Origin of the sequence: Acinetobacter sp. 22512, from assembly GCF_052044755.1 — a bacterium.
GTDB classification, from domain to species: domain Bacteria; phylum Pseudomonadota; class Gammaproteobacteria; order Pseudomonadales; family Moraxellaceae; genus Acinetobacter; species Acinetobacter pittii.
On record NZ_JBQENP010000007.1, the window covers coordinates 69,925 to 85,264 of the forward strand.

Genomic DNA, 15,340 nt, shown 5'->3' on the forward strand with positions numbered 1-15,340 from the left:
AGTTCGCAGCGAATTTATATCTTATATAGATGAATTAATCCTGAAAAAGGTTTGACATGATTAGCCTCCCCTTGGTTTATACAATTTTGGCACTCATCGCATATACCACTTCTTTCTGGTATCTGTTTATTCGTTTAATGTCAAAACGTGAACCAAACTCATGGTTATTTGCTTTTGTTACTATCTTGGCATTAGTACTGCACGGCACAGTTTTATGCGATGCCATGCTTACACCAGCAGGAATTAACTACGATGTATTTAACCTGATGTCTTTTACATCGGGGCTTATGTTATTGTTAAGCTTAATTTTTAGTACTTTCCGCCCTATTCTGCCGTTAAACTTGTTAGGCATTCCTGTCGCAGCTATTGGTCTTATTTTAGGGTTTGCCTTTAGTCGACCAGATCAATTTATTGAACAGCATTCGTTAGGGCTTGATACTCATATCATTCTTTCGCTTTCTGCCTATGCAGTTTTACTGATGGCAACCATACATGCGATCTTAATGTGGTTCCAAAATCGTGAACTCAAAAAGAAACAAAAAAAACGTTTCTGGGTCAACTTACTCCCGCCAATTCAGGCGATGGAATCTTTATTATTTGACCTAATCATTACAGGTTTCATTTTATTAACAATTGCGCTTACATTTGGTTTTTTAACAATTGATAGCTTCTTTGCTCAGCATCTCGCTCATAAAACCGTATTTAGTATTATTTCTTGGTTTATCTATGGCTCATTACTGATCGGCCATTACAAACTTGGCTGGAGAGGTCAAAAAGCAATTCGTTTTACCTTAATGGGTTTTGTACTTTTAGCGATTGGATTTATCGGCAGTAAATTTGTGCTTGAGATGATCTTAGGGCGCTAGATAAATTAAAATTTAATCGATACTAGACAGCGTTATGCATATCCCGTATAACGCTGTTTTCGTTTTACTCAGGTGACACAGACTGTGAAACTCATACTCGCTCCAATGGAAGGTTTAACTGACCCGATCATGCGGGATACACTCACATCTGTTGGTGATTTCGACTGGTGTGTGACCGAGTTTATTCGCGTTACAGACAGTATTTTGCCAGACCACATCTATTATAGTTTTTGTCCTGAACTAAAAAATGATGGTAAAACAGCAGCAGGTACGCCTGTTCATGTTCAGTTCCTAGGTAATAACCCAGATATGCTGGCAGCAAACGCAGCAAAAGTTGTTGAATTAGGTGCACCTGCAATCGACCTTAATTTTGGTTGCCCTGCAAAAACCGTTAATCGACATCGTGGTGGTTCAGTCCTTCTTGATGAACCAGACGTGGTACATCTGCTGATTAAAGCAGTGAGAGATGCTGTACCTGCTCATATTCCTGTTTCAGCAAAAATGCGTTTAGGTTATCTTGATGAAAACCATACGATGGAAAATGCCCACGCTGTTGAAGATGCAGGTGCCAGCTGGTTAACTGTACACGCTCGAACTAAAGCAGATGGCTATACACCACCAGCTTATTGGGAAAAAATTCTACCTATTAAAGAAGCTTTAAAAATTAATGTGATTGCTAACGGTGAAATCTGGACCAATGCTGATGCTAGAGCTTGTCAGCAACAATCTGGTTGTGAAGACTTAATGATTGGCCGTGGTGCGGTAACGACTCCAGATTTAACACAATGCATTCGCCAAAATATGGATGAAGCATTATTTAGTTGGGAACAACTCGTTGACTTACAAATTCGCTTTTTAAACGGTCAAGCAAAAACAGAAATTGGGATGGTTGGTCGTTATAAGCAGTGGTTAGGCATGATGACCAAAGCCTATCCTCAAGCAAAAGAATTATGGGATCAGGTGAAACGTATTAAAGCTTTAGATGAAATTGTTCACCAATTAGAACACACCAGATCAGATACTATTTAACTCGGCATAGCCTTTAAAAAAAAGAGGGCGATTATTTTCATAGTCGCCCTCTCGTATTTCAGGTTAAGCTATTATTCTTTTTTAAAAGCCGCTTACTTTCATTTTAAAGTCAGTTACAGAAACACCAGTGACACCAAAACTCCCCATAGAACCATTAGGTAAATTATTAAATGTTGTTGTATTTTGAGTAGCCATATTCCCTAAAGTGACATTATTAAGTGAAGCATCAAATTTACTAGATGCGCCTGTATTCCCAAAAGTTAATCCAGTTGGATCAACTCCTGCATAAAAACCATCTAACACAAAACCAGTTGAAGTATTTGTTCCCGCAAATTTAAATCCAAATGTAGCACCCGTATTATCGGACACTAAAGTAATTGGACAACCCGTAGCAGTAGAACAAATAGATTGAATTGCTCCACCAAATTTAACCATGACGGACTGGGCAGCATGACCCAGTTGAATATTTAAACGGGGTTTATTGGTTTGTACAAAGTTAATATCAAGATTTCCAGTAGAGCGAATGATTTCTTTTACACCCGTATTTACTGTCGTTCCCGAACTAAAAATTGATTTTGGTGCATAACTTGTTAATGCATAATCGGATGGGCTAGATAAAGATGTACTTGGGGCTAAATAAACTGAAAAAGGTAGAAGTCGAATACCGTTTACATCATTCCCCATAGATATAGCTAAATTTAAAAAAGGATTTCCCCCCCCAGCATCGGTATCCATTGCAATATTAAAAGAAGGATTACCCGATACAGCAGCTTTAATAAACTCTATACCAGGAACTGGGTTAGTAGAGTTTCCAGCAATGACAAAACCAGCCTTACTGTTATAAGAAGTTGAAGCAATACCGTTAGTATCAATAAGTGCGACTTGATTAAATTTAACTTTATCGGCCTGAATTCCTAAAGTTAAACCATTTTGACCCGTCGCTGCTGCAAGGCTTTGATCATCCAAAGGTTGCATTGCAAATACACTTGAACTACTGGCAAGCAGCAGCCAGAACCCTATATTTTTATTCTTCATGTCGCTCTAATCCTTAAGAGACAAACGCTTATTATTTGTTCAGACTATCAGAATAATATTCAAGTACAAAGCAATTATCTCTATAACCCGACGAATGCAAATCCAATCACACTAAAATAAAATTTATATAAAAAAGTGACGATAATCGTCACTTTTATTTATTAGTTAAAGGCCCCATTTCTAGGCACAATACTAAAGCTACTATTTAAACGTCCACCAGTAATTGCAAGCTCACCTAAACGTGCTCCCGCTCCTGTTGAAGGAGGATAGAAATTAATATCTTTAACACGTAATGCACCGTCAATACTCTTATCAGGGTTAAAATAAACCGCCGTATTTACGCCAACTTTACCTAAACCACTTGTTGTATCTTTACCCACAACCAAAGCACTATTAAACGCTAGCTTTCCTGTAATATTGTCAAAACCAATTGCAGAACCATCAATCGGATCACTAATTTGAACCGTATTTCCAGTTGCTGTCGCAGGCACTGTGAAATCGCCGAGTACAGTTAAGGCACTACCATCTGCAATTGAACTATTTGGCACAATTGATAAGTTAAGATCGCCACCTAAACGGAGTTTTAGACCAAATAAGACATCATTATTTTTGGCAAAATTATCAATAGGTGAAGTACATGAACCCGTCGCTGGACAAGTTTTATATTTAGCCCCTGGTAAATAACCAGCTGCAATTTCTGTTGATAAAGCAAGTAGCATCTCTTTTAAACTAATATTAAGACTGCCATTTTCTAAACCAATACTTCCATTGCCTTTGAGGAACATATCGATATTACGTAAGCCCATGTAATAATCAGTAGGACTACCACCATTATTAGCATTTGGAGAACCATCAATTAATAAAATTGAGGTTGTTTTAGTTCCAGTCGCATCACGTCCCGTAGTTCCAGCAGCAATACCAAAACCTAAACGCGAAGTCGTTCCAGATGCAGCTACAGCATTTCGAATAGGCTTACCATTTGTATCTTTTGTATAGTAATAAGCGCTATTTGCCGGTGCATCTAAACCATATACAGCAGCGTTAGCATTTAAATTATAAAAAGGTAAGGCTAAGCCCCACTGGTTATTTGCACCATTGTCTGCAAACTGATTGGCAGCAGCAACATTTGCACTTGTCGTAAAACGACCGCGTCTTGAAAATGCTTGAAACTCTGCTCCACGCATCGCAAGAATTAAGCTAAACGGATTAGTGACCGTATCACGGTGAATATTATGCTGATAATCAGCAGCTGTTGTTAAAGTACCCGCCCCTAAACGAATTGCATTTAAAGTCGCGTTGTTTGGCATTAATAATGTTTTTGTATCAGCAAGATTTAAATAAATATTTCCGCTGTCAAAATAACCGCGCGTAGCTGAGTTAAGGCCTGTTAAATTACCAAATTCGAAACCATAGGCATTCAGACCTGCTCCACCAATTTCTAAAGTGGTTGCTTTGCCATCTGAGCCTAGCATTGAGTCATTGTCTTTAGTGAATTCACCTTTCATACGAAAGGCAATCCCAGAATTACCTAAAATACTATTACTTGAGCCCGTACCTGTAGCGGTATTTGCTGTACCTAATATTGTTGTATCTGACGTACCATCCATGCCACGGACTTGTAAATAACTATTTACCATACGTCCGCTAGCACCTAAACGAATCAAACCTTTCGCATTTTGGGGACTATTGGTTGCATCTAAAGCATAAGGGTTAGTTTTATCCACATTAGAACTTAACATGACCTCAATATTCAGGCCTGAATTAGTTACTTTTCCACTACTATCTACATATGTTCCTGCTGTTAGACCAGAAGCTGAATCTGCTACACGGTTAAAATCAACATAACCATAGGTACTATTTGGGGTTTGCCCTACACTAGCAACGTTAGTTCCAGTATTCGTCTGTAAAACTAGGCCACGAGTTGGGTCAATCAGCATGGCTCCTTTACCGACAAAATTAAAGTTAAAATTTCTTAAAATTAACTGATTTAGCTGACTACGAGCATCTAATTGCCCTAAATAAATATTGGCATTATTAATACCAAGCGTCATGCTCGACTGACTATTTGCATTAAATAGACCATCTTGGGTTGTAAGTGCCAAATTTAGAGGAGAAGTCGTTTGAATAGCTAGCTGCCCCAGTGTCGGCGAACAAGTAGCAGAGTTATTACATACTTTAAAACTATTTACAGTTATAAGTGATGGACTGCTTTGCATAGAAAAGTCGAGTCCAGTTTTACCCGTAGTTGGGTTACTCCCTACATCTAAACGGTAATTTGTACTTAAAGGCTGACTAGATGCATTACTTTTTTGAACTTTTATCCCGCTCGCTTGCGCTCTTAAGACCTGATCTGCACTACCAGGTGTACCTGCATGATCGTCCCAGTAAGCATTATCAATATTGATTTCATTAAACGTCGTTTGAATCGAAATCCCATCTTGCCCATTAACAGCACTCATGTCAGCATCTGTTAAAGCTTCTAACGCAAAAACATGTCCGCTCACTAACAACATGCTGGTTGTTAATGCGTTTAAAATAAACTTTGAGCTGTGATTTTCTTTATTTTTTTTCATCACTTCAGTTCCTTTGAAATCTACATTAACCCTTAACAACGAGGATGGCTACCATCACAACTAAAGACCATGACTTTTCCTTGGATAGCTAAATTCCCATTCATCATCAAGCCCATAAAACCAGTTTCACGTCCATGGTCATACGCCGATGGTGTTGCAGTAGCAACTTGCTGGTTTGCACTATTAGCAGTCGCCGCATAAGTTGGTTTTTTGAAATATGCATAATCATACATATTTGCACTCGACCCTTGCGCTGTTGTTGAGCTGGTAAAGTTATCTTGCTCAATTGATAAGGCATTAAAACCAAAGTTACGAATTAGAATTGGCTGTGCTGCACTAAAACTAAGCTGAATAGCAGGCTTAATCATTTCAGTATTGTTTTTATCCAAATACTTTAAATCAGCGCCATCCAAACCCATTTTTTGAATATTTAAAGTACCTTGTACGCCTTTAAATACAAGCCAAAGTTTATTACCACTATCACTATTTTCGGCCCAACCACTTGGTTTGGTCGCATCTGCTTGTACAAAACGCTTATTAATTGCCAAGCCAATATGGCAAAACTCTACGTTCTCACAGACACCACCACTACCATTGTCAAATACACCGTTAACTGTCTGGTTTAAATTGAGCATTAAAGATAAATCAGCACCCGCCTGACCATTAATCGCCTGTAATGCGTCATTATCTAAAGTTTGTAGCTCTGCATGAGTGACCGTTGCACAAAGAGCGAGGATTAAAGTACTTATTTTTTTCATAGCATTCTCCTCCTCTTATAGACCTTTAGTTGTCAGTTTCAAGTGTTGGATTAAAACACCGTCGATTGAAGCGGATCCCAAGTTATTTAAAGGACTAATGTTAGACAAAGCTGGAGCTTGATTAGCTGTAGGAATAACGTATCCAGTTGTGCCATTACTACTACCAATTAAATCGTTGACGACAGCATTTCTTGAAGTCAACCATGGAATAGCAGAGTTAGTCCAATCACGATTCGAAGTAGCTCCATACATTGGCGTCGAACCCGATGTACTCGTACATCCTAAAGCACCAGAACAAGTTGTTGCATCAGCTGGTTTTGGCGTTGGATTTGTAATAACCCACGCACCAGTTCCTTTGCTATATTCCCATTGATATAAATATCCTAATGTTTTATAACCACAGTTAGAATTAAACAAACCACAACTATATTCTTGTTTCCATGTCTGGGTATTCTGTTGTCTTTGTTTAAAACGGACCTCTGTCATTGTGGCGGAAGTAGTACCAGATACTGAATTAGTCATTGATACCAAACTACCGGCAGAAGTCCCAGAAACTTGCGTACCTGTTGAAATTAAACGCCCAAAGGAAACGCCAATTGCACCTTCGCCGGTATTTGCTAACAAGGTTTTTCCATTATCAGGACTATATACGGTACCAATCGTAATACTACTATGCGTAGGGTTAACACATGAATAAACGTTACACGTAGAACCTTTGTAAGTCGTGTCAGCACCAGTGTAATCAGTATAAATCTGTTTATATATTTCTGGTTTATTTGCAATTCGAGCAATTTCAATACTAAAGTTTTTGCCGTCGGAACCTAAAATAAGCGGTTGATATAAATTACCTAATACTAAATTAATATTTGGATTGTAGAGATATAAGCCTTCACTATCAGCAAACTTCGGTGCTACAGCGCCTGCAGAGTCAAATGCAGGTGTATATAAATTGTTTGATGCATTTGGTGAGTCTGAAGTTTCACGGGTACTAAATCGCAATACCTTATTTGTATCATTAAAGGCAATTCGTGTTTTATTCGATGTTTTTGTATCTGTTCTAGTTCGATTTTCTACATAGTAACGGCATCCACGAGAGGTACTAAAACTCCCTGTGCCACTGTTACCACAGTCTCCAGTACTACTTGCACTTAAAGTTGAGTTTGCACCCGCATGTACTGTTTGCCATCCATTATTACTACTTGTAGCGTATGTCTGCGTTTGACTCGTAACATTTTCAGTCACAATACTGGTATTTTTGCTATCACCCGTATTTAAGCGAACTAGTCCAGACATTCCTAACGTATTATTATAAAAAGGACTCATTCCTCCAGCCGTAGTTGCACCACCTAATGTTTGGAACATACTAATCTGGCTACCATTTAAACTAAAGCCATTTAGAATGCCTTGCAAACGTAATCGGTTAGCACGAGTTGTATCAATACTGGTACCAATTAACCCGTTATTATTACCATATTGAAATTGGGCTAGAGAGCCATTTGTTGTAGCGACAACATTGGGATTACGTACAAATGCATCAGCCCATAGCCCTAATTTTAAATTATATGCATCAGCTCCCTCTGCCCCATCAATTAATGGTTGATATAGAGGAGCTTCTAAAGATAAATACGTTACTGGGTAAACACCGCTATCTGTTGTACTAAAATTAGGAACATTGGTCGCAGTTTTTACTTTAAATATCCATGGATTGGCTCCTGTGCCCCAACTTGAAATCGCTGCTGCAGCTGAGGTGTTAGCAATACGCGAATTTGCATCGCCATCTGACTTAGATAATGCTAATCCATAAAGAAATATGTCTGCTTTACCTACTGCGCGGTCTTCTGGTCCAACAGTGCCATTACCACTTGTATCAGCCGCACCAACACTCAAAGGCCCTACGGGTACATAGTTAATATAACCTGTATCTTTACTACGATCGGTAATAATTTGATTTACAGATTCATTTGGACCAGCGCCACGAAATACCATGAATGTATTTTGTGGTAATATTGCAATACCTTCGCCTATAGTTTCACTTAAACCAGCATCAGAAAGTTCTTCAAGAGCAAAGCTTGACTGACTTAAAAAAAGTCCAATTAAACTTGCTAAAACGGTTTTTTGAAACCTTACCGTATAATTAAGTGTAGTCATCGTGACCTTCCTGTTTTATACGATGCCACGCACCATATTTCTTTTTCTTTAACAGTCCTTGATGTGAGATTATTTCCTTTTTCATCTCACAAGGGGCAAACTTTTAAAAATTGCCAACCTTTCCACATTTCCATTATGCTGAATATTTACTCAAATGCAAAATTAAATAAATAAAAACTCATTTTTCCGATAAACGAGAAATAAGAGATGCATTTAACAGAATTTTAAAGAACCATAACAGTTAGCTGAGAAGTTTTGTTTTTGAAGCACTACATTAGTTAAGGCCATAGAAGCTGGTGTTTTCCCTGTTAAATCAACAGTTCCAATAGGAAGATTACCTGCTAAACAGTTTAATGCTAATGCTCCACATTTAACAGGATGTGTTTCTAGATAAGAACTAACTTGTCCCAAGGCATCAGTAATTGTAGCTAATGCAATATCAACATTTCCCGTAGGAGTAATTTGTCCAATATCAATTGGGTTTGTAAGCTCTAGCCACCATCCTGTTTGTGCCGTTGAGGCTGCCTCTGGCCATAATATATTTACGCCCTGTACGGAGAGATAACCAGCAGAGCCATTCAGTTGAGCAGCATGGAAATAACCCAGACTTTGTTTAATTGCCACATTTACATCAAGATTATTTACTGTTCCAGTTACATCACCCGAAATCGGAACAGGAATACCCAGCACTGAAGCAGTTGCATCTAAAGTCCCCGTAACTGCAATCCCTCCAACCCTTGCTGTTGCATTCAAATTAGCTGTATTAATACGCTTACCCGTAATAATTTGTTGCCCCATAGACAATGTTCCACTACCTGCACCTAAATTTAGATTATAGGCCGTAGATGTAAATGGAAGTGTTGCTATGTTACCTATAAATTCTGCCCGTCCTGTAATTGCAGTTCCGGTTTCATCTTGGGTAATACCATAGTAAGGATTCGTAGTTACCGTACCTCCAGTTGGTTTAGTTACCATATATCCACTTAATGAATTAATACCACTAGCAGCATCACCATTTTCTAAACCAAAAGTAAGTAAACCCGAAAGTGACTTAGCACTTAACCGAAAACCTTGGATCTCACGTGTAGAAGCTGAATCTGGATTTTTAACAGCAAATTCTAAAAATGGATTGGTAATAATAGCGGAAGAAGAAGCACGCTCAGTACTAGTACTATCTACCGTGCCACCACTTAAACTCAAATAATCAATATCGATGTCACAGGCACCAGCGCCATTTACCCCACCACAACCTAACTGTAATTTTTTAATATTGGCATTAAGTTCTAATTGGGCATCTAATGCAAGTCGGTAAAACCCCATATTTCCATTTGAACTTGAGTTACTTGCAGAATCTGTAGGCGCAATATAAGACATACCCATTAAAGCTTGGCCACGAGTTGCTGATAGTTCAGCATCTGACATAGGGACTAGTGTAGAAGCAGCGTAAGCTGAAGAAAAACATAAGCTTCCGAGAGTTAAAAGTGCTACTCGAAGAGACGTAAACTGTCGCATGGCCGACCTCCGTATCCGTGGGGGCATAATCCTATTTAATTTCTTTTTATTTGGCCTATCTGCATTTGATAAATATTTAACTAAACATTATCAAAGAGAGCCTATATCAACCACATTTGCCTTTAAATTCTGTGATGCAGAACAAAAAACAAATCAATTATTGATCATATTATATCATTTTTTACAAAAGGAAACTGTCGTTTATCATAATTCCGATAAACGCTTCTCAAAAAAATTTTATTTATAAAATTGGGCCACCTAAGTGACCCATTATTTTTAAAATCTTTTCATCGAGGAAAGATTAAGTTTTAGGAAGCGTAACACCTGTTTGACCTTGGTATTTACCACCACGGTCTTTATAAGAGGTTTCACATACTTCATCACTTTCAAAGAATAGCATTTGTGCTACGCCTTCCCCAGCATAAATACGTGCAGGTAAATTTGTCGTATTTGAAAATTCTAACGTAACGTGACCTTCCCATTCAGGTTCTAATGGAGTCACATTTACAATAATACCGCAACGAGCGTAGGTCGATTTACCTAAGCACACTGTTAACACATTGCGAGGTATACGGAAATATTCAATTGTACGCGCTAGAGCAAATGAGTTTGGCGGAATAATACAAACGTCAGACTCAATATCGATAAAACTTTTGTCATCAAAATTCTTTGGATCGACAATTGCAGAATGTACGTTTGTAAAAACCTTGAATTCACGGGCACAGCGTACATCATAACCATAGCTAGAGACCCCGTAGGAAATCAACTTTTCACCATTTTTATCAAAACGGACTTGATTCTCTGCATAAGGTTCAATCATGCCGTGTTTTTCGCTCATCTCGCGAATCCAACGATCAGACTTAATGGCCATGTATTTTCTATCCAAAAGGTAAATTCATTGATTTCGACGTACTTTAACTTAAAAAACCAATTATGAAAACAACACAGAGCTACTCAAATAAATAAGAATAGCTCAGCAGTACGTTTAAAGGTTCAGTAAAGCAGAATAACTAATTGGAATTGAAAAGCTGACCAATACAAGTGAAGCGGTTTTTTGCAAGTTAGTTTGATTTAACCAACCCACTTTCTTAGAAGCTAAAACCGATCCCAAGAAAATCCAGAACAATGCAATTGGGGTAATAAGCGCTAAATAAGCCATCATATGAATTAAATAAATATGAAAATTACTCCATGCAGCTACCGGGAAAATTGCTGAGGCAAAGAGTAAGGCTTTTGGGTTTAATAAAGTGGCGCAGAATAACTCACGAGCACGAATCGTTGGCTGATTTAATTCAACTTCTTGATTTGCCGTATGCCATAACTTGATGGCTAAGAAAATAATATAGCAAGCGCTCAATAGCTTTAGAATAGGCGGCAGCATTGGTAGTGTGCTAGACACTTTTCCAATCAGCATTCCCCATGCAGAAATAGAGATTACATAACCCAAAACTTCTGCTGGAATAAGTTTTACTGACTTCCTTAAACCCACTTGTACTCCTGAAGAAGCGAGCAGAGTATTGGTTGGGCCTGGAGTAAGTAAAATTGTGGCTACTAAGCCAATAAAAAGCCATGAAATCATTGAATGACCTCACAATATAGTCATCTCAGATTAATAGATATCCTGTCACAAGGCAAAAGGTAATTGTAAGACAAAGTATTTCAAGTTATTTTCAAAATAAAAATAAAGTATATAAAAACAAATATTTATAAAATTACCACATAAAGTCGAGAAGAAAACTTTACGGTCAGTTGTTATACTTTTCAAATAGATTCTGAGTTAAGTAACATAACTATTTTTATTTTAAGTCTATTTTTCCATCAAAAGTCTTTATAATAAAAAATATATAGCACTGGTAAGTTTAAATTTTAAGCTTTTAATAAGTTTCAATTCATATATTGTTTCTGATTTTTTATATAGAGCATCGCGCTTTACTACCCTTAATGATTATGGCAAAGCATTTTTTTCAATCTTGGCTTCCCTCCCCCGAGAAAGTTTCAAATATGAAATTTCTAAGGATTTTTGGTAAAAAGACTCTTAATCCTGTGCTTTGGTATGTCAATCGAAAATCAATTACCCGAGCTGTTTTTGTCGGAACTTTTTTTGGTTTACTGCCTATTCCTTTTCACAGCGTATTTATTGTGATGGCTGTATTACTATTCGAAGTAAATTTACCAATTAGCTTGATGCTCGCTTGGTTAAGTAACCCGCTTACATTAGTTCCTATTCTATATATCGGTTTTTGGTTCGGTGCTCATATTTTTCATGTGCATATGATTAACAAAGAAATGTTACTGGGTGTATTGCATCAGATTTCTCGTTGGATTACTCATTTCGGCCATGGCCATATTGATTTTAGTCTTGCGAAAATCTTGATGACTGGACTTGTTGTAGAAGCTTTTGTATTTGCTGTCATTTTATATATATGTACAGAAATTTTCTGGCGCTGGATGGTTGTTAAAAACTGGAAAAGTAGACATCGTCAAAAGAAGCAAGAAGAGGTTTTATAAAATTTTCACTCTTCTTGCATAAGTTTAAATCATTATTTCGGCAATTTTGATTTCATATATTCTTCAGCTACATTAAGTACATATTCTTGGCAAGCCTCTCCTGTACCAGGGTCATAAGCTCCATTATTGGTAATATTATTAGATAAGATTCGAATGCCTAAGAAAGGAACGTTAAATTGACTTGCGATTTGCGCAACAGATGCCGCTTCCATTTCTTCAACAGAAGTACCATAACGTTGATGGAAAAATTGAATACGATCTAGCTCATTATTCCAGACATCTGCTGAACCAATCGTTCCTTCAACCACATCACCTTTATCATAACGGACTTTATGTGCCGCCATTAACAACTCTTGGTCACCTTCAAATTTGCGTATTGCAATCGGCTCTGGGTCAGATTCACTTGTTGGCAAAACGTCAAAAGCCTCAACCCATGTGAGTGAGTTTGAACCACCACCCACTGGCTGTTTAGGTGTTCTAAATGCACCAATATTGGTTGTATATTTTCCTAAAACAATATCATAAACATGTAAGTCAGGATCATGTCCACCCGAGGTTCCCTGATTGATGATCGCAATTGGTTTATAGCGTTCAATCGCTAGAGCAGTTGATGCAGCAGAGTTACTCATACCCATGCGGGTTTTAGAAATAATCATTGGATAACCATTATAGGTCCCTTTCCAGAAGCTCCATCCACCAATGGTTTCAACAGTCTTATTTTCTAACTTTGAAGCCATTCTTTCCGACTCTACAGGTAAAGCACCCTGAATAATGATCGGCTGTAACTTCTGTTTTTGTTCCTGAAGTGTTGGTGTTTGTGAAGCAGATGAGTTGTCATCGTTACATCCAACTAAAAATAAAGCGCTACATAAACTGATTACGCCCAAACTATACTTAAATTGCATTTTTTAACCTTTCTTTTTAAAAAGTGTAAAGTAGCAATCTACATGCCAATTTCAAGTTCAGCTTTGTTATTAGGATTCAGTAATTTAATTTTTTATTTTAATCAGATGATAAAAAACCCGACTTAAAGCCGGGTTTTAATAAATTAGAAAATACGCTTATCATCACGTGTGCGTTGAGGGATTTTTTCAATCTGCTGCCAGACTGCTTTAGCAATCTCAATATAACTATCAGCCGCATCATCCATTGCCACAACACTCGGTTTACCCTGATCAGCATGTTCACGTATTTGAGCATTTAGAGGCAAACGGCCTAACAATGGAATATGGTATTGCTCGGAAAGCTTATCACCACCACCGATACCAAAAATTTGCTCTTCATGGCCACAGTTTGAGCAAATATGAGTCGACATGTTTTCGACAACACCTAATACGGGAATACCCACTTTATTAAATAACTTAATTCCTTTGGTGGCATCAAGCAAGGCAACATTTTGTGGAGTAGTCACAATGATGGAGCCTGTAACCGGAATACGCTGTGCAAGTGTCAGCTGAATATCACCAGTACCCGGCGGCATATCAATCATGAGTACATCTAGATCAGGCCAAAGCGTTTGATTAAACAGTTGCATTAAAGCCCCCGTTGCCTTTGGCCCACGCCACGCGACAGGTGTGTTGTTATCACCAGTTAAATGTCCAATCGATAACACGGCCATTCCATAGGCATCTAAAGGCACGAAATTTTCACTTTCAATAAGAGGTGTTTTGCCTGCATTGCCTAGCATTGTCGGGATACTTGGGCCATAGATATCGGCATCCAAAACTCCAACCTTAAGTCCCATTTTTTGCAAGGCAAGTGCCAAATTGACCGTAGTTGTCGATTTACCAACACCACCCTTTCCAGATGAAACTAAAATAACATTCTTAATGCGAGGGTGAAGAGGAACATCTCTTTGTTGCGGAGCGGCTTTTTGAATCGGTGGATTATTTGGATCTGGTTCTGATTTAGGTGAGGCGTCAAGTACAGGAGGTAAATTTGAACTTTCTTGTGTAGGGCGCTTTTGTTGAACCACGTGTAAATTAAGTTCTTCAATACCGCACTTTTCTAATGCACCCGCTAAATCATCATGGATTTGCTGCAAATGCTCTTTTTCATCAGGAAATGTATTAATCGTAAGTTGTAATACACGACCCTGAACTTGAAGCTGACTAATACGCTCCTTTAAAGCATCTTTTGAATCCGGTAATAAATAATTTTGGAGTACGGTTTGGATTTCATCTTCTTTCACCTCTTGTGCGGGTGAAAAAACGGACTTTAATGAAGAAAGCCAAGACATATTGTTTACTCCAAAAACAGATCATTACAGCTTAATGGAGATAGTGTAACAGTATTGCTCCGCACTCGCTCACCTTGGGATGAATAATTACTAACTTCACATCTCATCTTTTAGGTAAGGAGTGCAGATTTTAGTTTAAATCAGCTTATTCAGCAGAATCATGGTTCTTTAATTTATTGAGTTTATCGGTCGCAGTTTTCTTCAACTCATCAAGTTTTGCGGTTGCTTGCGTTTTCAACTCATCCAATTTTGTAGCAGCCTCTTCCTTTAATTCCGCAGCTTTGGCTTTAGCATCGTCAAGTTTATGAGCTGCTTCTGTACGCAAATGATCAAACTTATCTTGTAGACTATGCTGAACATCCTCAAGTTTACCTTTTAAATCAGTTGCTTTTTCTTCAAGAGCCTCTTTACCAGAAGCTTGTTTCTCTTTTACATTTTCCTTTAAATCGTCCAAAGCTTTTTCGCCTTGTACTTTCGCATCAGCTGCTTTTGCCTTTAATTGGTCTACCTTATCTTCAACTGCTTCTTTACCAGCAGCTTGCTTCTCTTTTACATTTTCCTTTAAATCGTCCAAAGCTTTTTCACCTTGTACTTTTGCATCAGCCGCTTTTGCCTTTAATTCATCTAATTTATTTTCTGTAGTCATCGTTGTTATCCTCATAGTTAATTAAA

The 15,340-nt window shown here is 37.9% G+C and carries 13 protein-coding genes; 3 read left to right on the forward strand and 10 right to left on the reverse strand.

Annotation, left to right across the window (positions count from 1 at the left end; genetic code table 11):
- Nucleotides 1-56 precede the first annotated feature (56 nt).
- Entirely contained in the window at nucleotides 57-866 is an 810-nt protein-coding gene (locus tag ACTJJG_RS09655) for a cytochrome C assembly family protein (protein ID WP_002120294.1), read from the forward strand.
- 84 nt (nucleotides 867-950) lie between these two features.
- Nucleotides 951-1,895, forward strand: a complete 945-nt coding sequence (locus tag ACTJJG_RS09660) for a tRNA-dihydrouridine synthase (RefSeq protein WP_025468420.1) — start codon at nucleotides 951-953, stop codon at nucleotides 1,893-1,895.
- 81 nt (nucleotides 1,896-1,976) lie between these two features.
- Here the strand turns inward: ACTJJG_RS09660 and ACTJJG_RS09665 are convergent, their stop codons facing one another.
- The 7 genes from ACTJJG_RS09665 to ACTJJG_RS09695 form a co-directional block, all read right to left on the reverse strand.
- Nucleotides 1,977-2,930, reverse strand: coding sequence for a DUF6160 family protein (locus ACTJJG_RS09665; protein WP_230445064.1), 954 nt, complete (start codon nucleotides 2,928-2,930; stop codon nucleotides 1,977-1,979).
- Nucleotides 2,931-3,091: 161 nt separating this feature from the next.
- Nucleotides 3,092-5,503, reverse strand: a complete 2,412-nt coding sequence (locus tag ACTJJG_RS09670; protein WP_069119161.1) for a DUF6160 family protein — start codon at nucleotides 5,501-5,503, stop codon at nucleotides 3,092-3,094.
- 32 nt (nucleotides 5,504-5,535) lie between these two features.
- The gene (locus ACTJJG_RS09675) at nucleotides 5,536-6,261 is read right to left on the reverse strand and encodes a DUF6160 family protein (protein ID WP_017481298.1); all 726 of its coding nucleotides are present in this window, start codon (nucleotides 6,259-6,261) and stop codon (nucleotides 5,536-5,538) included.
- Nucleotides 6,262-6,276: 15 nt separating this feature from the next.
- A complete protein-coding gene (locus ACTJJG_RS09680) occupies nucleotides 6,277-8,409 on the reverse strand; it encodes a hypothetical protein (RefSeq protein ID WP_017481297.1) in 2,133 nt (710 codons plus the stop codon).
- Between the two features lie 213 nt (nucleotides 8,410-8,622).
- A complete protein-coding gene (locus ACTJJG_RS09685) occupies nucleotides 8,623-9,921 on the reverse strand; it encodes a hypothetical protein (RefSeq protein ID WP_005071030.1) in 1,299 nt (432 codons plus the stop codon).
- A 301-nt stretch (nucleotides 9,922-10,222) separates the two neighbouring features.
- Entirely contained in the window at nucleotides 10,223-10,792 is a 570-nt protein-coding gene (dcd, locus tag ACTJJG_RS09690; RefSeq protein WP_002120290.1) for a dCTP deaminase, read from the reverse strand.
- A gap of 114 nt (nucleotides 10,793-10,906) precedes the next feature.
- Nucleotides 10,907-11,500 carry a LysE family translocator gene (locus tag ACTJJG_RS09695; RefSeq protein ID WP_005071033.1) on the reverse strand — a complete coding sequence of 198 codons (594 nt, stop codon included), beginning with the start codon at nucleotides 11,498-11,500 and terminating at the stop codon, nucleotides 10,907-10,909.
- Nucleotides 11,501-11,862: 362 nt separating this feature from the next.
- Between ACTJJG_RS09695 and ACTJJG_RS09700 the strand changes: the two genes are divergently transcribed.
- Entirely contained in the window at nucleotides 11,863-12,429 is a 567-nt protein-coding gene (locus ACTJJG_RS09700) for a DUF2062 domain-containing protein (RefSeq protein WP_017401861.1), read from the forward strand.
- 32 nt (nucleotides 12,430-12,461) lie between these two features.
- On the opposite strand, the gene ACTJJG_RS09705 is transcribed toward ACTJJG_RS09700, so the two are convergent.
- The 3 genes from ACTJJG_RS09705 to ACTJJG_RS09715 form a co-directional block, all read right to left on the reverse strand.
- On the reverse strand, nucleotides 12,462-13,334 hold the full coding sequence (locus ACTJJG_RS09705; RefSeq protein WP_032056913.1) for a 5'-methylthioadenosine/S-adenosylhomocysteine nucleosidase: 873 nt from the start codon (nucleotides 13,332-13,334) through the stop codon (nucleotides 12,462-12,464).
- A 143-nt stretch (nucleotides 13,335-13,477) separates the two neighbouring features.
- Nucleotides 13,478-14,668, reverse strand: a complete 1,191-nt coding sequence (gene apbC, locus ACTJJG_RS09710) for an iron-sulfur cluster carrier protein ApbC (protein ID WP_032056914.1) — start codon at nucleotides 14,666-14,668, stop codon at nucleotides 13,478-13,480.
- Between the two features lie 145 nt (nucleotides 14,669-14,813).
- On the reverse strand, nucleotides 14,814-15,314 hold the full coding sequence (locus ACTJJG_RS09715) for a hypothetical protein (protein WP_032056915.1): 501 nt from the start codon (nucleotides 15,312-15,314) through the stop codon (nucleotides 14,814-14,816).
- Nucleotides 15,315-15,340 lie beyond the last annotated feature (26 nt).

What these genes read in the sequence shown, in the direction of transcription:
- ACTJJG_RS09680 (WP_017481297.1), bottom strand. Translation starts at nt 8,409, where the DNA reads ATGACTACACTTAATTATACGGTAAGGTTTCAAAAAACCGTTTTAGCA.
- dcd (WP_002120290.1), bottom strand. Translation starts at nt 10,792, where the DNA reads ATGGCCATTAAGTCTGATCGTTGGATTCGCGAGATGAGCGAAAAACAC.
- ACTJJG_RS09655 (WP_002120294.1), top strand. Translation starts at nt 57, where the DNA reads ATGATTAGCCTCCCCTTGGTTTATACAATTTTGGCACTCATCGCATAT.
- apbC (WP_032056914.1), bottom strand. Translation starts at nt 14,668, where the DNA reads ATGTCTTGGCTTTCTTCATTAAAGTCCGTTTTTTCACCCGCACAAGAG.
- ACTJJG_RS09665 (WP_230445064.1), bottom strand. Translation starts at nt 2,930, where the DNA reads ATGAAGAATAAAAATATAGGGTTCTGGCTGCTGCTTGCCAGTAGTTCA.
- ACTJJG_RS09670 (WP_069119161.1), bottom strand. Translation starts at nt 5,503, where the DNA reads ATGAAAAAAAATAAAGAAAATCACAGCTCAAAGTTTATTTTAAACGCA.
- ACTJJG_RS09675 (WP_017481298.1), bottom strand. Translation starts at nt 6,261, where the DNA reads ATGAAAAAAATAAGTACTTTAATCCTCGCTCTTTGTGCAACGGTCACT.
- ACTJJG_RS09715 (WP_032056915.1), bottom strand. Translation starts at nt 15,314, where the DNA reads ATGACTACAGAAAATAAATTAGATGAATTAAAGGCAAAAGCGGCTGAT.
- ACTJJG_RS09700 (WP_017401861.1), top strand. Translation starts at nt 11,863, where the DNA reads ATGATTATGGCAAAGCATTTTTTTCAATCTTGGCTTCCCTCCCCCGAG.
- ACTJJG_RS09695 (WP_005071033.1), bottom strand. Translation starts at nt 11,500, where the DNA reads ATGATTTCATGGCTTTTTATTGGCTTAGTAGCCACAATTTTACTTACT.
- ACTJJG_RS09685 (WP_005071030.1), bottom strand. Translation starts at nt 9,921, where the DNA reads ATGCGACAGTTTACGTCTCTTCGAGTAGCACTTTTAACTCTCGGAAGC.
- ACTJJG_RS09705 (WP_032056913.1), bottom strand. Translation starts at nt 13,334, where the DNA reads ATGCAATTTAAGTATAGTTTGGGCGTAATCAGTTTATGTAGCGCTTTA.